Below are 18,112 nucleotides of genomic sequence, written 5' to 3'. Positions count from 1 at the left end.
CCGGGCCCGCGTACCCCGGGCCGCCGGGACCGGGCGCCGCGGGAGAGGCCGGGTCCGGCCGTACGGCACCGGGCTCGATCGCGCCCGGCCCGTCCGTGCCCGGCGTGACGGCGCCCGGCTTGCTCGCGTCCGGCCCGACGGTCCAGGGCTCGATCGCACCGGGCCCGATCGCACCGGGCCCGATCGCACCGGGCCCGGCGCTCCCCGGCCCGAGGGCGCCGGGTGCGGCCGGATCCGGTTTCGCGGATCCGGGACCGGCGGTCCCGGGCGGCACGATCTTCGGCGGCACCGTGGCGGCCGGGGGATCGGGCGCCGGGCCGGGGATGCCGACCGAGAGGAGCGGCGGCACCTGCTCGGGCCGCGCGATCTGCGGCGGACCGGGTTCCGGCTTTCCGGCGGATCCGGGAACGGCCGCCGCGTCGGGGCCGGCGGAGGCCCAGAAGGTCACGGCACCGGGTCCGGCGAGCCCGGGCCCGGCCGGGGCCGGTCCGGGCGGCCTCGCCGGAGGGACGCCCGGTCCCTTCGCCTTCGGGGAGGGCGGAACCACGAAGGGCCGCCAGGGACGCGGCCTTTCGCAGCCCGCCCCGCCGAGGTCCAGATGGGAATCGATCTTGATCAGCCAGAGGCGGACCGCCAGGCAGGTCGTCACCGAGGGCCCGATCCCGGTGCCGGCTTCGGAGCCGTTCTCCGGCGGCACCGGATGCCGATCGACGCCCGCCATCGCGGGGCCGGCGCCCAGGAAGGCGGCGAACAGTGCGGAGCAGGCGGCCGTCGCCAGGCGGCTCATGGGATCCGCGCGTATTCCTGCTGGGCGGTCTTGAACGCCCCGGAGCCCACCTCGAGCGCCCCCGAGAAGGCGTGGTTGATGTTGAACACCAGGTAGACGCTGACGCCGAGGATCCCGGCCATGAGCAGCAGCGGCACCCACGCCCTGCCCCGGGGCCGCGCCCCGGCGAGGATCGGGTAGACGATCATGATCGCACCGGTCAGGAGCGTCATGACCAGCACGCCGGAGGGCAGGCCCGAACCGGCGTCGGAGGCCCGCTGCCGCCGGGCGGCGTAAACGCCCTCGATGTCGTCTTCGAGGTCGTTCAGGGCGTCCTTCTGCTGCTTGCCGGTGAAGGTGTAGTCGCCGACGGTCGAGCGGAGGGCGTCCATCCGTTTCCAGCCCTCGGGGCTCACGTCGTCGTGCGCGACCATGTACGACCACTCCTCGTCGATCACGAACTGGGTGTAGTCCCTGATCGCGGCGCGGACGTGGTCCTTCTCCGCCTCGGGCAGGTCGCCGGCGGCCCAGTAGGCCTCGACCAGCGACTGGGCCTCGGCATGGGTGTTCTGGCGGGCGGAGTCGGAGACCGTCCAGGGAATGATCACGGCGATGGCGAAGATGAGCAGGAAGAGGGCGGAGAGCATGCCGCCCGCGTGGCTCGCGGTGACGCCGTCGGGCGCGTCGTCGTCCCGTCCCCAGCGGCTGAAGGACTTCGCCACGAGAAAGACCAGCGTGATCGCCAGGAGGGCGGCGAGGATGGACCAGAGGATCACACGACGATCTAATCCGTGGATCAGGATCTCGGGCCGCCGGACACACGTTCATGGTCATCCCGATGCTTTCGCTGAGAGCGATCACCGTGCCGTCCGGCGATGAGCTCCTGGAGCCGGATCTTCGCCCTGATCAGCGGCCGCCGCACCCGCTGCTCCCGCCGGACGGCCCGCCTGACCTTCCGGGAGCCCGGCTCGTAGAACCAGCGGGTCCACGGGGAACCCGGCCTGGCCAGCCGCAGCACCCCGACGTAGAGCAGGACGGGCAGGAACAGCCCGGCGAGACCCGTCCAGATCTTGCCCTTGAGCAGGCAGACCACCGCCAGCGACAGGTTCAGCACCAGGCTGAGCACGTACAGCAGGACCCGGATCCGCCCGGTCGCCTCGACGTCGTCGAACAGGGCCGGCCTGATCCCGAGCAGCAGCAGCCCGGTGACCCCGATCGCGACGAACACCGCGTCGACCGAGGCCCGGCCCTCCTCCGACCAGTAGACGTCGCGCAGGTGCAGGATCAGGGCGAACTCGTCCAGGACGAGCGCGGCGCCCGTGCCGAACAGGCCCGCGGCGACCGCGTAGGGGATCGTCAGGTCGTCGTCCAGCGCGAAGGCCGCGATCCCGGAGACGATCATGAGGATGATCCCGAAGACCGCGTGGTGGATGTGGGTGTCCCCGGCCCGGACGTTACGGAGGATCCAGCCGCGGTCGGCCCGGATCAGCCGGACGCTCAGCCGGGTGAACAGGAACGTCAGGATGAAGGCGACGAAGAAGCAGAAGAGCGGCAGGCGCCCCGTGTCGAGGATCCGGCGCGTGAAGACGTCCCACACCGGTCCCTCCCATCTCACGGGTCCCTCCCGTACCCACCCATCATGCACATAGCGTGACCTGGCCCCTTAGCCTTGGGGTGTCCGTTGGGAAGCGTCATGGGGAGATCAGCATGGATTTCGTGGACCGTTGCGAACCCGCCTGCCGCGCGTGGATCGCGGAGGCGATCCGCAAGGTCGAGGCCGACGCCAACCGCAGCGCCGACACCCATCTGCACGTCTTCCCGCTGCCGCCCGAGTGGGGGATCGACCTCTATCTCAAGGACGAGTCGGTGCACCCGACCGGCTCCCTCAAGCACCGGCTGGCCCGCTCGCTGTTCCTCTACGCGCTGTCCAACGGCTGGATCCGCGAGGGGACGACCGTCATCGAGGCCTCCAGCGGCTCCACGGCCGTCAGCGAGGCCTACTTCGCCCGGCTGCTCGGCCTGCCGTTCGTGGCCGTCATGCCGAAGACGACCAGCCCCGAGAAGATCGCGCTGATCGAGTTCCAGGGCGGAAGCTGCCACTTCACCGACGACGGGTCGCAGATCTACGCCGAGGCCCAGCGGCTGGCGGCCGAGACCGGCGGCCACTACATGGACCAGTTCACCTACGCCGAGCGGGCCACCGACTGGCGGGCCAACAACAACATCGCGGCGTCGATCTTCGAGCAGCTCCTGCTGGAACCGCACCCCGAGCCGTCCTGGATCGTGGTCAGCGCCGGGACGGGCGGCACCGCCGCCACGATCGGCCGGTACGTCCGGTACCGCAAGATGCAGGCCAAGCTGTGCGTGGTCGACCCGGAGGGCTCGGCCTTCTACGACTCGTGGGTGAGGGGAGACCCGTCCGTGACGGCCGCGGGCTCCCGGATCGAGGGCATCGGCCGTCCCCGTGTGGAGCCGTCGTTCCTGCCCACCGTGATCGACCGGATGATCCGGGTGCCCGACGCGGCCTCGATCGCCGCCATGCGCTGGACGTCGGAGGTCTCGGGCCGCAGCGTCGGCGGCTCGACCGGCACCAACGTCTGGGGCGCCCTCCAGCTCATCCAGGAGATGCGCGGGCGCGGCGAGCGGGGCAGCGTCGTCACCCTGATCTGCGACGGCGGCGAACGGTACGCCCACACCTACTACGACGACGCCTGGCTGGAGACCAGGGGCATCGACATCGCGCCGCACCTGGCCGCGCTCCGCGAGACCCTGCTCACCTGACGGGACGCTGGCCGGTTCCGGCTCGTCACGGGAACGGGCCCGGCGGTTCCCGGCGCCGCTGGGTACGGTCGGTCCCAGGCGGGCGGTGTGCTTCGGGAAGGATTGCGTAAGGGTTTCGCCCGGCCGCTTGGCCGTTCCGGCCCCGGGTACGTGGACGTCGCAAAGATCTTGGCGCTCACGTCGACGGTGATAAAGGGGGCCCGGGTGCTCGTCCTGGGGATCGTGCTGTTCTTCGTCCTGCTCATGGCGTCGATCGCGCTGCACGAGTTCGGGCACATGGTCTTCGCGAAGTGGTTCGGCGTGCGGGTGCCGCAGTTCATGGTCGGCTTCGGGCCCACGATCAGGTCGTGGCGCAGGGGCGAGACCGAGTACGGCGTGAAGTGGATCCCGCTGGGCGGATACGTCCGGATGATCGGGATGCTGCCGCCCCGTGCGGGCGACCCCGAGGGCCACCTGAGGCCGTCTTCGACGGGCCGGTTCAGCCAGCTCATCGACGCCGCCAGGGCCGGTGCCCTCGAGGAGGTCGGGCCCGGCGACGAGGACCGCGTCTACTACCGCAAGGCCTGGTGGCAGAAGGCGCTGATCTCCTTCGCCGGGCCGATGATGAACTTCCTGCTGGCCTTCGTGTTCCTGGCCGTCGCCCTGATGGGGATCGGCCTGCAGAAGCCGACCTCGACCATCGGGACGGTCGCCGCCTGCGTGCTCCCGGCCACCGAGTACGGCCGCGCCTGCACCCCGGCCGACCCGCCGACGCCCGCCGCCGCCGCCGGGCTCCGGCCGGGCGACGTGATCGTCGACTTCGACGGGACGCCGATCACCGACTACACGGTCTTCCAGCGGCTGATCCGCGACTCGGCGGGCCGGCAGGTCACCCTGACGGTCCGGCGCGACGGGCAGGCCCTCCGGCTCACCCCGAAGATCATTCCCAACACGCTGCCCGATCTGAAGAACCCGAAGACGACCGTCACCGGCGGGTTCCTGGGCATCACCCCTGCCACCGCCCACGTCCGGCAGGGGCCCGGCGCGGTCATCGACCAGCTCGGCGCGATGACCACCGGCACGCTCCAGGCGTTCGCCCACTTCCCGGAGAAGATGAGGAACATCTGGGCGGCGTCGTTCGGCGGGGAGAAGCGCGACGCCGACAGCCCGATGGGCGTCGTCGGGGCGTCCAGGATCGGCGGGGAGGTCCTCTCCTCCCGCCAGGACAACCTCGACAAGATCTTCCTCTTCGTCCTGATGCTCGGCTCGATCAACTTCGCGGTGGGCGCCTTCAACCTGCTGCCCCTGCTCCCGCTGGACGGCGGCAACATCGTCGGGGCCTTCTGGGAGGGGATCAAGCGCGGTTTCGCCCGCCTCACCCGGCGGCCCATGCCGGGCCCGGTGGACGTCGCCAAGGCGCTGCCGCTGACCTACGTGGTCGGCGCGCTGATCGTCGTCATGGGCCTCCTGCTCGCCTACGCCGACCTGGTGAACCCCGTCAAGCTGGGAGGTTGACCGCCAGCGCCCGGACGGTCTCGACCGTGTCGGCCTCCTCGGCGGTCTTGTCGGACCGGTAGCGCAGGACCCGGGCGAAACGCAGGGCCATGCCGCCGGGGTAGCGGGTGCTGCGCTGGACGCCGTCGAAGGCGATCTCGACGACCTGCTCGGGCCGCACGGTCACGGTCCAGCCGTCGTCGCCGGTCCTGAGCTCGGTGAAGCGCTCGGTCTGCCAGTCCAGGAGCTTGTCGGTGAGGCCCTTGAAGGTCTTCCCGAGCATGACGAAGCCGCCCGTCCCGGGGTCGCGGGCGCCCAGGTGGAGGTTGGACAGCTTGCCCTTGCGGCGGCCGTGGCCCCACTCGACGGCCAGCACGACCAGGTCGAGGGTGTGACGTGGCTTCACCTTGATCCAGCCGGCGCCCCTGCGGCCCGCGGTGTAGGGGCCATCGAGGGCCTTCACCACGACGCCCTCGTGCCCGACCCGGACGGACTCGGCGAAGAACCGCCCGGCCTCCTCCGGGTCGGCGGTGACGATCCGGGGCATCCGCAGCCTCTCCGGGACGGCCGCCGCAAGAGCCTCGTGCCGGACGGAGCCGGGCTCGTCGAGCAGATCGCGGCCGTCGAGGTGCAGGACGTCGAAGACGAAGACCGACAGGGCGATCTCGCCCGCCCCGCGGGTGGCCGAGCGGGAGGCGGTCACCTGGAAGGGCTGGGGCGAGCCGTCCGGCCGAAGGGCGATCAGCTCGCCGTCCAGGACCGCCGAGCGCAGCCCGAGGGCGCGGAGCTCGGCGACGACCTCGGGCACCCGGTCGGTGATCTCCTCCAGGGTGCGGGTGAACACGTGGACCTCCTCGCCCGCCACATGGAGCTGGGCGCGGATGCCGTCCATCTTCTGCTCGACGGCCATGGGCCCGCCGGTGAGGGCATCGGCGATGTTCGGGGCGGCGGCGGCCAGCATCGGCTTGACCGGGCGGCCGACCTCGAGGGTGAACTCGCCGAGCCGCTCCGCCCCGCCGGTCAGGGCGGCCGTGGCGACGGGGGCCAGGGAGCCGCGGAGCATCAGGGCGCGGCGGACGGCGGCCAGGGGCACCCCGGCGGCCTTGGCGACCGCCCCTGCCATGACCCCGTCCAGGGCACCCTGGCGCAGCTCGCCCGCCAGCAGCCGGATCAGGAAGTCCTGTTCCTCCTGGGTGGCCCGCTCCAGCAGAGCGCCGAGCAGGGACTTGCGCAGCGCGACCGAACCCGGCCCCGCGACCGCGCCGATCTCGCTGAACGCGGCGTCGACCCCGGTGACGCTCAGGGACGGCTCAGGCGCGGGCGGCGGCAGCTCGCGCAGCGAGGCGTAGCCCACCCCGATCTGGCGTTGCGGCAGCTCACCCGACAGGTAGAAGACGGTGATCGCCGCGTCGTCGGCGCCCGCGTCGCGCAGGCACGTGGCGATCAGCGCGGTCTTCTCGGTGCGCGAGGAGGTCCCGGCGACGGCCCTCCATGTGGCGGCGAGTTCGGCGAGCAGCATGCTTCATTGTCTCCGGAGCTACTGACAAAGCACCGGACGGGTCCGTACGTTCGGAGGCGTGCGTGCCGACTTCGACCGGGTTTATTCGCCTCCGGAGCCGCCCTCGTCCCGCCTGAAGCGGGCCAGGGTGCCTCTCGCCGTGCTCGCGGGCCTGGCCGTGGCGGGCGGAGGAGTGGTCCTGGCGATCCCCATGATCGACGGTGGGGAGTCCGGCTCCGGCGCCCGTCCCTCGGTCACCGCGGGGCCCGAGACGACCTCTCCGGACGTCACCGGGACCGATCAGGGGACGCCCGGCCCCGTGCCCACCACGTCCGCCTCGCCGTCCGTGTCCTCTCCGCCGGTGTCCTCCCCGGCGCCCACGGGATCGGGCGGGACGCTCCAGGAGCTGCCGGACATCTGCGGGACCGTCGAGACGGCGACCTTCCTCAAGTGGGTGCCCAAGGGCGTCAAGGACGCCCACGTGACGGCGGGGGCGGGCTCCTGCGGCTACTCCAGCCCCGCCGGGCGGTCGTTCCGGTACCTGCGGCTGGAGACCAGGATCGGCAACAACAGGAACGACATCGACCCGATCGGCGTCGCGCGGTGGTCGTTCGCGCAGGATCTCCAGGCCCAGCAGAAGGACACCAGCTCCAGGACCCTGCTCGTGGCGGCCAGGACGGGCCTCGGCGAGGAGGCCTTCCAGCGCTTCTCGGTGAACAAGGGCGAACCCACCGTGACGGCCAGGGTCGAGGCGCGGGTCTTCAACGTCATCGTGACCGTCACCTACAGCCGCGACCACTCCGGAAAGCCGGAAAAGGAGCAGAAATCCAGCCTGGATGTGGCAGCCTCAGTGGTCGAAGAAGCACTCAGAACGTATGCATAAATACTCACTGAATGCGATGGTTTGGCTACAGGGTTACCTGGCTATCAAGCCATGACCCGCAGTAGGAGGAGGCGAAGGACATGGCCGCCGATGGCGCCGGAGTGTCCTGGGCTTAAAAGCGCAGGTTAGGCACGGGCATAAAGGCCGGTGGGCGACCACCGGCCTTTTTCACGTCCTGATGACTCTTACTGGCCGACCAGTCGGGAAACCGCACCGTCGCTGGTCAGGATGTACAGCTCGCCGTCGGAGTCCTGGCCGAAACTCGTTATGCCGTCGAGGCCGTCGAGCAACCTCCACTGGTTCGTTACCTTTCCGTTCTTGAGTTGCAGTGCTTTCACCCAGCCCGCGCAGTAGTCGGCGAACAGATACCGGCCGGTCAGGTTCGTCAGCTGTTCCCCGCGGTACACGAATCCGCCGATGACCGAGCAGGCATTGCCCTCGTGCAGCTTGTACTCGAGCACCGGATTGACGCCCACCTGAGCGTCGGAACGGAACTTGTGGTTGCCCTCTCGGGCGTTCCATCCGTAGTTCTCGCCGCCCTTGGACGCGGCCGGCTGGAAGTCGACCTCCTCGTAGGCGTTCTGGCCGACGTCGCCGATCCACAGGTCGCCCGTCGCGGAGTCGAAGGAGAACCGCCAGGGGTTGCGCAGGCCGTACGCCCAGATCTCCGGCCTCGCGCCCGCCTTGGAGACGAAGGGGTTGCTCGCGGGAACCTTGTAGGGGCGGCCGCCGCGCGGGTCGATGCGCAGGATCTTGCCGAGGAGGGTGCCGAGGTTCTGGCCGTTGCCGTGCTGGTCGCCCGCGCCGCCCCCGTCGCCGATCCCGATGTAGAGCAGGCCGGCCTCGTCGAAGGCGAGCTGGCCGCCGTTGTGGTTGCCGTTCTCGCGGTGCTCCTGGGTGATCACGACCCGGCGGGAGCCCGCGTCGACGCTCCCGTCGGCCGCGACCCGGTACTCGAGGACCTGGACGTCGCCCTGCGGGGCGGTGGCGTCGAGGTAGAGGTACCTGCCGTCGGGGGAGAAGGCGATGCCGATCAGGCCGCGCTCGCCGCCCTTGCTGATCTGCCCGCCGATGTCCAGGACGGGCCGCTCGACGGTCCTGCCGTCCCTGATCGCGCGGACGCGTCCCTGCTGCTCGATGACGTACAGGGCGGAGTCGCCCTTCCGCACGGCCATCCCGGTCGGCTGGTCGACCCGGCCGACCTCCTGGAGCCTGACCTTGCCCGGCGCCGCCGCGGACCCTCCCGAGGCCGCGGAGGACGGCGCCGGGGCGGCCGGGGTGGAGGGGACGGCGGACGGGGCGGGCTTCTTCTCCGCCGAGCAGCCGGCGAGCAGGAGCCCGGCCGTCGCCACCGCGGCGGAGAGCCGTCTGTAGTTCATGGACCGATCATCACGGCTGACGGGGCGGCTAGGCCAGTCCCGCGCCGAAGTCGGCGTTCACGGTGCCGCCCGCCTTCTGCTCCGGGACGAGGTCGGTGTCGCCGTCGCCGAAGATCCGGACGTACCCGGTGGGGTGCTCCTGGTCGTCGGGGACGGACACGAGCGGGCTCGTCCCGCAGAAGGCGACCGCCCAGCCGAGATGTCCTCCCTCACCGCCTCTGTCGAGCTTCGAGGCGCCGGACCGGTCGCCCAGCGGGACCAGCCGGGCCGTGCCGGTCTCCTTCGCGCCGCCGTAGGGCGCGCCGACGAGGGCCGCGACCCCGGAGGAGGTCCGGCCGAGCGCGACCGTCCAGCCGAAGCGGCCGTTCTCCTGGATGTCGCCGCCGCCCGCGGAGGCGTCGATCGGGGCCTCGGGCTTCAGGCCCGATCCCGTCGAGGACAGGATCGCCACCTGGCCCGCGCCCGCCTTCCCCCCGGTCTTCTGGCCGGGGGCGCCGACGGCGACGTAGGCGCGGTCGGCGTCCTTGTAGTAGGCGAGGCTCCAGCCGATGTGGCCGCCGCCGGTCGCGGCGCCGAGGTTCAGGTTCTCGTAGTGCCAGTGCTCGCCCTTGGCGCCGCCCGGCCGGTAGACGTCCTCCACCACGCTGAAGGAGCCGACGTCGGTGCCCTCGGAGTCGACGTCCTCCAGCGGCTCGCTGACGACGAGGTCGTCGAGGCCCGCGTCGCCGCGGATCCGGCCGAGCGCGACCGACCAGCCGAACAGGTCGCCGGGCTCCGCGACGCCCTCGGCCCGCTCGTCGTCCTGGGTGATCACCTGGCCGCGGCCGATCTTGCCGTCGCGGAAGTACTGGAGATGGACGGCCCCCGCGTTGGCCTTGCCTCCGACCGTCTGGGCCGGGGCCCCGACGGCCAGCAGGGCGGGCTGGTCCCCGCTTCCGGCGGCGATGGCCAGCGACCAGCCGAAGCGGCGGGAGCCGGCCGCGGGCTCGACGACGTCGCCCGGGGTGAGGCCGTCGGGGGAGCCGTAGAAGACGTGGACCTTGCCCTCGCCCTTGTTCGCCCAGGGGGCGCCGACGGCCAGGTCGAGACAGGTGTCGTCGTTGAGGTAGCCGGTGGCGAGCGCCTGGCCGAACCCCTCGGCCGCCGCGGGCCGCGCCGCCGTCAGCACGACGGTCCGCGCCTTGCCGAGGCCGCCGTCGGCGCCGTACAGGACCGACACCGCACCGGCGGACGGTGCGCCCGCCGCCGAGGCACGGGAGTCGCCGACGGCCAGATCGGCCCTGCCGTCCCCGTTGAAGTCGCCGGGGGCGGTGCCCGTGCAGGACGCCGCGTGGGACGCCCGTCCCGGGAGGACGACGAGGCCGGTCGCGAGCAGCACGGCCGACGTGGTGAGCAGGGGCTTTCTCACAGGGCGATCCTCACGGGGGTGGCGTAGCCCTCGGCGGTGAGCTCGACCCCGGTGAGGTCGGTGCCCGCGGGGACGTCGAACAGGAGGGTTCCGGCGGTGCGTCCGCCGGGTTCGAGCGAGGAGGCCTTCTCGGGGAGGCCGCCGGGGAACTCCTTGGCGACGGCCCTGAGGGAGTCCTCGCCGAGGAGCGTCACGCCCGGACGGCCGATGCCGGGCGCGGCGTTCAGCAGGTCGGGGTTGTCGAGGGTCAGGTCGACCAGGCAGAAGGTCCCGGTGGCCGTCAGGTTCTGGTGGGTCTTGGCCCCGCAGCGCGGCGCCCCGACGGTCGCCTGGACCTTGCCGAGCGCCACCGGCCGGTTCACGCCGGTCTCGTCCGACAGTTTCACCGCGGCGAAGCCGTCGGGGGCCGCGGTGGTTCCGCCGTCTCCGCGCTTGCCGCCGTCGCCCCGTTCCTCGAGGGCCCAGTAGAGGCCGCCGCCGAGCAGCAGCAGCCCGGCCAGCGTCGCCACCAGCGAGGCGATCACCCGGTCGGGCCCCCTGCGCCGCAGCGGCACCGGCCCGGTCGGGCCCTGGGCCGCGGGCCGGGTGGAGGGCTCCGCGACGCCGAACCCGTCGGGCTGGGCGAAACCGCCGGGCGGTCCCGGCCGCCCGAACCCCGCGGGGGCGTCGGGCTGGGCGAACCCGGCGGGCGCCGGGGCGTACGGGGGCGGGGTGCGGGGGCCGGAGGGCGGCTCGGGCACCGGGTCGGGGTCGGGGGGCGGGGGCGACCACGAGCGTTCGAGGACCGCGGTGGCCCGCTCGTCGCTGGTGCCCGCGGAGCCGCCGACGAGCTGGAGCAGCAGGTCACGGGCGCTGGGCCGGCGGGCGGGATCCTTGTCGAGGGCCCTGCGCACCTGGGTGAGCAGCGGCTCGGGGACGCCGTCGAGCTCGGGTTCGCCGTGCAGGATGCGCGAGGCCATCGCGATGGGCTCGCCCGTCCCGAACGGGTGCCGGGCGCGGGCGGCGAAGGCGACGAGGCAGCCCCAGGTGTAGATGTCGACCGCGGTGGTCGCGCTGTCGCGCAGGAGCTGCTCGGGGGCGATCCAGCCGGGGCTGCCGATGAGCTGGCCGGTCATGGTCATGCTCGTCGTGGCGTCCATCGCCCGGGCGATGCCGAAGTCGATGACCCGCGGGCCCGACACCGAGAGGATCACGTTGGACGGCTTCAGGTCGCGGTGGATCAGGCCCGCGCCGTGGATGGCGGTCAAGGCGGCCGCCACCCCGACGGCCAGGCCCTGGAGCGTCCCGTAGGACAGCGGGCCCCGCTCCAGGACATGGTCGAGCAGCGTGGGCCCGTCGATGTACTCGGTGATGAGATAGGGGCGGCCCTCGTGGACGCCGCTGCCGAGCATCGCCGCGGTGCAGAACGAGGCGACCCTGCGGCCGGCCGCGACCTCCTGGGCGAAGCGGGCGCGGAAGCCGGGGTCGACACCGAGCTCGTCCCGGATCACCTTGACCGCGACCAGCTCTTCGGCCCCGGTCTCGCCGACGCGGCTGCCGAGGAAGACGGCCCCCATGCCGCCGGCGCCGAGGCGCCCCACGATGGTGAAGGGCCCGATGGCACGCGGATCGCCGGGGGAGAGTGCCTGCGCGTTACTGGTCACACTAATGTGACGTACGTGCGGGAACTGGGGTTCGGATTGCGGATTCACTGGGCGAACACCTCCGATAGTGATTCGTCCGATCTATCCCTCTTGGATGGGATAGAGAAGGATCGACGTAACGCCTATCTCCGAGAGGAGGACAGGCGGCGCTTCACCCTCGGCGTCGTGTGGACCAAGCGCCTGGTGGCCGAGCGGGCCGGGCTGAGCCCCGGCGAGATAGCCCTCGACCGGACCTGTGAGGACTGCGGCCGTCCGCACGGACGGCCCCGCTACCCGGGCGTCCACATCTCGGTGACCCATTCGGGCGCGCTGGCGGGGGTCGCCGTCGCCGACGTCCCGATCGGCATCGACGTCGAGCAGCGCGACCGGCCCCTCACCGAGGTGGCCTCCCACCTCGTGGCGCCCGGCGAGCGCTACGACGATCTCCACATCCTGTGGACGCGCAAGGAGGCCCTGCTCAAGGCCACCGGCGACGGGCTGCGCGTGCCGATGACCGACCTGCTGGTCTCCGGTCCCGGTGAGCCGCCCGCCCTGCTCGGCTGGAAGGACCGGCCCGACCTGCCGTCCCGGATCCTCCTGGACGACCTCGAGCCCGCCCCCGCCTACGCGGGAGCGGTCGCCCTGATCCGGCCCGCCTGAGGCACGCCGGGAGACCGGTTCAGAAGCCCGCCGGGATGCGGGCGATGAGCCGGTTGACCGACGGGGCGAAACGGGCGGCGTAGTGGGCGAGGTGGCCCTCGAAGTTGACGGACACCACCGCCTCGTTCCGCTCGACCGCCTTCACGATCCGGGCGGCGACCTTCGACGGCGGATAGCCGCGCAGCCGAAGCGCCCGCTCACCCCGCCGGTGCAGGCGCTCGGCGACCTCCTCGGGCACCCCGGCGGCGACCAGGGAGTTCCTGGCGATGTTGGTGCCGCTGAAGCCGGGGCAGACGCAGGTCACGCCGATGCCCTCGGACGCGAGGTCGGCGCGCATGCACTCGCTGAGCATCCGGACGGCGGCCTTGGTCGTGCAGTAGGACGGCAGCGAGCGGACCGGCGTGTAGCTCGCGGCCGAGGCGATGTTCACGATGTGGCCCGACCGCTCCCGCCTCGGCAGCCCGCGGTTCCGCTCGGCCATCTGCCGGCCGAAGATCCGCGACCCGTTGACGACGCCCGTCAGGTTGACGCCGATGATCTTCTCCCAGTCCTCGAAGGACGTGTCGAGGAACGGCCCGGTGATCGCGATGCCCGCGTTGTTCATCACCAGGTCGGGCACCCCGTGCTCCGCCTTCACCGCATCGGCGAACTTCTCCATCGCCGCCACGTCCGCGACGTCCACGGCGTAGGCGGCCCCGCCCGGCCCCAGCCGCGCCGCCAGCTCGACCGTGCGCTCGGCGCCCGGCAGGTCCAGATCGGCGGCGAGGATCCGCATCCCGCGCTCGGCGAGGGCCAGCGAGGTCGCCCGGCCGAAGCCGCTCGCGGCGCCGGTGATGACGGCGGTCCCGCCCCGGAAGTCCTTCAAGAACGCGCCTCTTCCCTGCGCTCGAGTTCGATCAGTTCGTCCACCTCGGCCCGGCGCGCCTCCTCCTCGGCGGCGAAACGCTCGGCGTCGAGCCGGTCGGCCTGCTCCTCGTCGGCCCGCATGAGCGCGTCGAGGTCCTGCCGGGCCATGTCGATCACGCCCATGTCGGTGTATGCCCGCTGGACGCGCTCACCCCACAACCCGATGTCCTTGACGCACGGGACGATCCGGCTGAACAGGAAGCTCTGGTACATGTTCATGAACTTCGAGCCGTCGAGGACCTGCTTGATCTCGGGGATCGGCAGCCCGAAGTGCTCCCAGACCTCGTACTGCCGGATCCGGTCCTTCATCAGGTGGCAGCCCTCGATGACGAAGTCCTCGCGCTCGCGCAGCTCGGCGGCGGAGAGGTCCTTGTAGTAGTCGCGCAGCGCCATCCGGCCGAACGCGACGTGCCGCGCCTCGTCCTGCATCACGTAGGTGAGGATCTGCTTGGGCAGCGGCTGGGTGGTGATGTCGCGGGCGACGCCGAAGGCGGCCAGCGCCAGGCCCTCGATGAGGACCTGCATGCCGAGGTAGGGCATGTCCCAGCGGGAGTCGGTGAGGGTCTCGGCCAGCAGCTTCTGGAGCTGGTCGTTGATCGGGTAGACCAGGTCGAGCTTCTCCAGCAGGAACCGCTTGAAGGTCTCGACGTGCCGGGCCTCGTCCATGGTCTGGGTGGCCGAGTAGAACTTGGCGTCCAGGTCGGGGGCGGCCTCGCCCTGCTCGCCGTGCAGGAACTGGGAGAACTGCCACGACGCCTGGTGGTGGCGCAGCTCCTTACGGCCGGACTCGCCGAGCTTGTCCCACCAGACGGTGCCGAACAGCGGGCTGGCCTGGTCGGGAACGCCGAACGCGTTGCAGGGGTCGACCTCGATGGACCAGTCGATCCGCTTGTCGGCGTCCCACTGGCGGTCCTTGCCCTTCTGGTAGAGGTCGAGCAGCCGGGCCCGCCCCTCGTCGTACTCCCAGCTGAACCGGGCGTCGCCGGACATCGGAATCTCCCACATGGAGTCCTCCTCGCGCCTTACGGTGTACGAATCCCTCGGTCCGTACCGTCGCATCCGGCGAGACGGGCTGTCAAGAAGGGGGCGGGCGCCCGTCAGGGGGAGGGGTCGACGAGGACGCGGAGGCCGTCCCAGCAGAAGTCGAGGGTGTAGGCGGCGGCGCGTTCGGGGCTGATGCCGTCGTGCATGGCCCACAGCGAGATCCGCTCGCAGGCGCCGATGATCAGCTCGGTGTAGGCGGTGATCCGCTCGTCCTCGACGTGCGGCGCCCAGGCCGCGATCACCGGGGCGATCAGGCCGTGCTGCTGGCGGCGGACCGACTCGACGGCGTCGAAGGTGGCGGCCATCGGCTCCTGGATCAGCACCGCGAACGAGCGGCTGTGCGCCGTGGCGAAGGTGTAGTAGGCCACCAGGCCGCGTTCGAGGATGTCGCGCGGCTCGGTGCCGAGGGCCATCGCGGCGGTCGTCACCTCGTAGAGCTCGGTGCGGGCCCGGTTCACCGCGGCGGTGAGCAGGCCCTCCTTGGAGCCGAAGTAGTCGTAGAGGAGGGGCTTGGAGACTCCGCAGCGCTCGGCGATCTCGTCCATGGTGGCGACGGCGAAGTTCCGTTCGGCGAAGACCTCCTCGGCCACGTCGAGCATCTGCGTCTCGCGGTCGGCCCGGGACATCCGCTTTCTTGTGGTCCTGCTCACAGGGACTTATCCTACCATTGGTAACTTACTCGGGGTAACTTACCGGGAGTACTAGACGGGCTAGCTAATAGAGGACGGCCATGAGCAAGTCGATCGTGATCATCGGAGCGGGCTTCGCCGGGCTCGGCATGGCCATCCGGCTCCGCAAGCAGGGCTTCGACGACTTCGTCATCCTGGAGAAGTCGCACGCCGTCGGCGGGACCTGGTGGGACAACACCTACCCGGGCTGCGCCTGCGACGTCCCGTCGCCGATGTACTCCTACTCCTTCGAGCTCAACAAGAACTGGTCGCGGCTGTTCGCGCCGCAGCCCGAGATCCAGAAGTACCTGGCCGCCTGCGCCGAGAAGTACGACCTCCAGCGCTACATCCGCTTCGGTACCAAGGTCGACTCCCTCGACTGGGACGACGCGGGCGAGCACTGGAACGTCCGGCTCGGCGACGGCGACACCCTCACCCCGCGCGCCGTCATCTCGGGGATGGGCGCCCTGCACATCCCGAGCCACCCCACCATCCAGGGGATGGCCGACTTCAAGGGCACCGTGTTCCACTCCGCCGAGTGGGACCACTCCTACGACATGGCGGGCAAGCGCGTCGCCGTCATCGGGACGGGCGCCAGCGCCATCCAGTTCGTGCCGCAGATCGCCAAGAAGGCCGCGAAGCTCACCCTGTTCCAGCGGACCGCGCCGTGGATCCAGCCCAAGCCGGACATCCCGATGCCGGGCGCGTTCAAGCTGCCCGGCGCCGCCCGGTTCGTCCGCAACGCCGTCTACTGGGCGCTGGAGGCCCGCGCGGTCGGCTTCGCGCTCGACCCGAGGCTGTCGGCCCCGCAGAAGACCATCGCCATACGGCACATCCAGCGCCAGGTGAAGGACCCCGAGCTCAGGGCCAAGGTCACTCCGGACTACACGATCGGCTGCAAGCGGGTCCTGCTGTCCAACGACTACTACCCGGCCCTGTCCCGCGCCAACGTGGACCTGCGCACCGAGGGGATCGCCGAGATCCGCGAGCACTCGATCGTGACGGTCGACGGCGAGGAGATCGAGGTCGACGCCATCGTCTACGGCACCGGCTTCAAGGTCGTCGACGCGATGGCCGAATGGCACATCAGCGGCCGCGACGGCGTCAAGCTCCAGGAGGCCTGGGCCGAGGGCATCGAGGCCCACCACGGCGTCACCCTGCCCGGCTTCCCCAACTTCTTCATGCTGCTGGGCCCCAACACCGGCCTCGGCCACAACTCGGTCGTGTTCATGATCGAGGTCCAGGTCGCCCACATCCTGAGCTGCCTGAAGCTGCTGTCCGACCGCAAGGCGACCACGATCGAGCCCAGGCCCGAGGCGATGCGCGCCTACAACGACAAGATGCACCGCCGGCTGCGCCGGGCCGTCTGGAACGAGGGCGGCTGCAACTCCTGGTACCTCGACGAGCAGGGCGTCAACCGTTCCATCTGGCCCGGCTTCACCTTCGAATACTGGGCCGGCAGCAAGACCGCCAAGCCCGCCGACTACGTGCTCTCCTAGGGGCTGTTTCAAAGTCAACTGCCCTACTGCGCGGCGCCCAGGCACGCGCCTCGCGAGGTTGTCGTCGGTCGCCGACCCAACCAGGTCGACTCCCTCCTCCGCCCCCGCGAGGCACGCACCTGGACGCCGCTCGCCACGGGCGCCGACTTTGAAACAGCCCCTAGGCGGCGTCCTCGGCGCCCGGGAAGATGTTGGTGACGAGCTTGCGGTCGGTGAACAGGACCCAGTCGGGGGCCAGGGCCTTGGAGTAGCGCTCGAAGTAGATGAGCTGCTTGGAGACCAGGACCAGCTCCCGCGGGGTCTCGGCCTCGAACTGCTTGGCCATGTCGAAGAGCATGACGATGGTCTTGCCGAGGCTGACGTTCTTGAGGCCGGTGCGCAGCAGCGGGCCGAAGATGAGGTTCATCCGCATCGCGATCTCGGCCTCGGTGCCGACGTGCTCGGGGATGATGCCGAGCCGCCGGTAGCCCCGGACGATCCGGGTGAAGTCGAGGTCGAACATCGCGGTGTAGAAGAAGTCGCGCAGAAGCTGCTGCCACTCGGGGGTGATCTCGCCCATGATCCCGAAGTCGAGGTAGCAGGTCCTGCCGTCGTCGAGGACCCAGAGGTTCCCGGCGTGGACGTCGCCGTGGAACAGCCCGTGGATCAGGCAGGCCTCGGCCCAGGCCTTGACGCCGTGGCGCAGCATGTCGGGGCCGTCCATGCCGCGCTCCCTGAGCGTGTCGGACTCGTCGAAGGGCGTGCCGTACATGCGCTCCATGCAGATGACGCGCGGGCCGCAGTGGTCCCAGTAGATCTCCGGCGCGGTGACCTGCCGGTTGTCGCCGAACTTGTGGAGGTTCTCGCGGAACTGGTGCTGGCGGTGGGCCTCCAGGGCGCTGTTGAGCTCCTGGAAGGTCACCGCGTGCAGGTCCTCGATGATCGCGGTGGGCTTCGTGAGCCGGGCGGCCTTGGAGATCCGCTCGGCGAAGCGGGACAGCAGATGGGCCAGGCGCAGGTCGCGGGCCATCCGGTCGCGGATGCCGGGCCGCTGGATCTTGACCACGGCCTCCCGGCCGTCCAGCAGCACGCAGGCGTGGACCTGGCCGATCGAGGCGGCCGACAGGGGCGTCTCGTCGAAGGACTTGAAGATCTCGCCCGGATCGCCGAGGTCCTCACGGATCACCGCGACGGCCGCGGCCGGGTCGATCGGCGGGACCTCGTCCAGGCAGCGCAGCGCGGCGTCGGCCAGCGGCTTGGGGAAGATCCCGGGGGAGGAGGCGATGAGCTGGCCGAGCTTCACGAAGGTCGGGCCGAGCCGCTCGAAGCCGGTCACGACCCCGCCCCAGACGGCCGTGGCCTTCTTGTCGCGGACCCGGAGGATCGCGGTGCCGATGCTGACGCCCATGACCGTCGCGATCACGATCAGCCGGCCGACGTCGCGGGGCTTCAGGCCCCGCAGCGGCGGCGAGTCGACCAGCAGATCCTCCGGTGAAGGGCCGTCGGCGTACGGTCCGCGAAAGGTCATAAGTCCTCCATTACAGTG

At 71.2% G+C, this 18,112-nt stretch carries 15 protein-coding genes and 1 pseudogene; 5 read left to right on the top strand and 11 right to left on the bottom strand.

Translation table 11 applies throughout. The features are described 5' to 3' along the window. The 3 genes and pseudogenes from ABD785_RS37045 to ABD785_RS37035 all read right to left on the bottom strand — a co-directional run. Positions 1 to 787 (bottom strand): annotated as a pseudogene (locus tag ABD785_RS37045) (hypothetical protein); the annotation flags it as partial. Further along, positions 784 to 1,542 carry a bestrophin-like domain gene (locus ABD785_RS37040; RefSeq protein WP_344838275.1) on the bottom strand — a complete coding sequence of 253 codons (759 nt, stop codon included), beginning with the start codon at positions 1,540 to 1,542 and terminating at the stop codon, positions 784 to 786. The pseudogene ABD785_RS37045 and the gene ABD785_RS37040, both read right to left, overlap by 4 nt. A 20-nt stretch (positions 1,543 to 1,562) precedes the next feature. Continuing rightward, a complete protein-coding gene (locus ABD785_RS37035) occupies positions 1,563 to 2,381 on the bottom strand; it encodes a hypothetical protein (protein WP_344838273.1) in 819 nt (272 codons plus the stop codon). Between the two features lie 92 nt (positions 2,382 to 2,473). Here ABD785_RS37035 and cds1 point away from each other — a divergent pair, with 92 nt between their 5' ends. Both cds1 and ABD785_RS37025 read left to right on the top strand, forming a co-directional pair. After that, the gene (gene cds1, locus ABD785_RS37030) at positions 2,474 to 3,547 is read left to right on the top strand and encodes an L-cysteine desulfhydrase Cds1 (protein WP_344838269.1); all 1,074 of its coding nucleotides are present in this window, start codon (positions 2,474 to 2,476) and stop codon (positions 3,545 to 3,547) included. Between the two features lie 204 nt (positions 3,548 to 3,751). Further along, positions 3,752 to 5,041, top strand: a complete 1,290-nt coding sequence (locus ABD785_RS37025) for a M50 family metallopeptidase (protein WP_344838266.1) — start codon at positions 3,752 to 3,754, stop codon at positions 5,039 to 5,041. Here the strand turns inward: ABD785_RS37025 and ABD785_RS37020 are convergent. Next, entirely contained in the window at positions 5,025 to 6,539 is a 1,515-nt protein-coding gene (locus ABD785_RS37020; protein WP_344838264.1) for an ATP-dependent DNA ligase, read from the bottom strand. The genes ABD785_RS37025 and ABD785_RS37020 overlap by 17 nt on opposite strands. Positions 6,540 to 6,597: 58 nt before the next feature. On the opposite strand from ABD785_RS37020, the gene ABD785_RS37015 reads away from it, so the two are divergent. Further along, positions 6,598 to 7,401, top strand: coding sequence for a hypothetical protein (locus ABD785_RS37015; protein ID WP_344838262.1), 804 nt, complete (start codon positions 6,598 to 6,600; stop codon positions 7,399 to 7,401). A gap of 185 nt (positions 7,402 to 7,586) precedes the next feature. On the opposite strand, the gene ABD785_RS37010 is transcribed toward ABD785_RS37015, so the two are convergent. The 3 genes from ABD785_RS37010 to ABD785_RS37000 are packed head-to-tail and all read right to left on the bottom strand — an operon-like array spanning position 7,587 to position 11,831. Continuing rightward, positions 7,587 to 8,780 (bottom strand): PQQ-dependent sugar dehydrogenase, encoded by a 1,194-nt coding sequence (locus tag ABD785_RS37010; protein ID WP_344838259.1) that lies wholly within the window; start codon positions 8,778 to 8,780, stop codon positions 7,587 to 7,589. Between the two features lie 28 nt (positions 8,781 to 8,808). After that, a complete protein-coding gene (locus ABD785_RS37005) occupies positions 8,809 to 10,188 on the bottom strand; it encodes an FG-GAP repeat protein (RefSeq protein WP_344838256.1) in 1,380 nt (459 codons plus the stop codon). Then, positions 10,185 to 11,831 carry a serine/threonine-protein kinase gene (locus tag ABD785_RS37000; RefSeq protein WP_344838253.1) on the bottom strand — a complete coding sequence of 549 codons (1,647 nt, stop codon included), beginning with the start codon at positions 11,829 to 11,831 and terminating at the stop codon, positions 10,185 to 10,187. The genes ABD785_RS37005 and ABD785_RS37000 overlap by 4 nt, the downstream gene beginning before the upstream one ends. A gap of 165 nt (positions 11,832 to 11,996) precedes the next feature. On the opposite strand from ABD785_RS37000, the gene ABD785_RS36995 reads away from it, so the two are divergent. Next, a complete protein-coding gene (locus ABD785_RS36995; protein WP_344838250.1) occupies positions 11,997 to 12,470 on the top strand; it encodes a 4'-phosphopantetheinyl transferase family protein in 474 nt (157 codons plus the stop codon). Positions 12,471 to 12,489: 19 nt separating this feature from the next. Here the strand turns inward: ABD785_RS36995 and ABD785_RS36990 are convergent, their stop codons facing one another. The 3 genes from ABD785_RS36990 to ABD785_RS36980 form a co-directional block, all read right to left on the bottom strand. After that, on the bottom strand, positions 12,490 to 13,335 hold the full coding sequence (locus ABD785_RS36990; RefSeq protein ID WP_344838247.1) for an SDR family NAD(P)-dependent oxidoreductase: 846 nt from the start codon (positions 13,333 to 13,335) through the stop codon (positions 12,490 to 12,492). Further along, a complete protein-coding gene (locus ABD785_RS36985) occupies positions 13,332 to 14,381 on the bottom strand; it encodes a ferritin-like domain-containing protein (protein ID WP_344838245.1) in 1,050 nt (349 codons plus the stop codon). Before ABD785_RS36985 ends, ABD785_RS36990 begins: the two co-directional genes overlap by 4 nt. A 92-nt stretch (positions 14,382 to 14,473) precedes the next feature. Continuing rightward, the gene (locus ABD785_RS36980) at positions 14,474 to 15,070 is read right to left on the bottom strand and encodes a TetR/AcrR family transcriptional regulator (protein ID WP_344838242.1); all 597 of its coding nucleotides are present in this window, start codon (positions 15,068 to 15,070) and stop codon (positions 14,474 to 14,476) included. 80 nt (positions 15,071 to 15,150) lie between these two features. Here ABD785_RS36980 and ABD785_RS36975 point away from each other — a divergent pair, with 80 nt between their 5' ends. Then, positions 15,151 to 16,587, top strand: coding sequence for a flavin-containing monooxygenase (locus ABD785_RS36975; protein ID WP_344838240.1), 1,437 nt, complete (start codon positions 15,151 to 15,153; stop codon positions 16,585 to 16,587). Positions 16,588 to 16,747: 160 nt separating this feature from the next. On the opposite strand, the gene ABD785_RS36970 is transcribed toward ABD785_RS36975, so the two are convergent. Next, entirely contained in the window at positions 16,748 to 18,094 is a 1,347-nt protein-coding gene (locus tag ABD785_RS36970; protein WP_344838237.1) for an ABC1 kinase family protein, read from the bottom strand. Positions 18,095 to 18,112 lie beyond the last annotated feature (18 nt).

This window comes from Actinocorallia longicatena, from assembly GCF_039534125.1.
In the GTDB taxonomy this organism is placed as follows: domain Bacteria; phylum Actinomycetota; class Actinomycetes; order Streptosporangiales; family Streptosporangiaceae; genus Actinocorallia; species Actinocorallia longicatena.
This window is presented reverse-complemented; position numbering and strand designations above follow the sequence as displayed.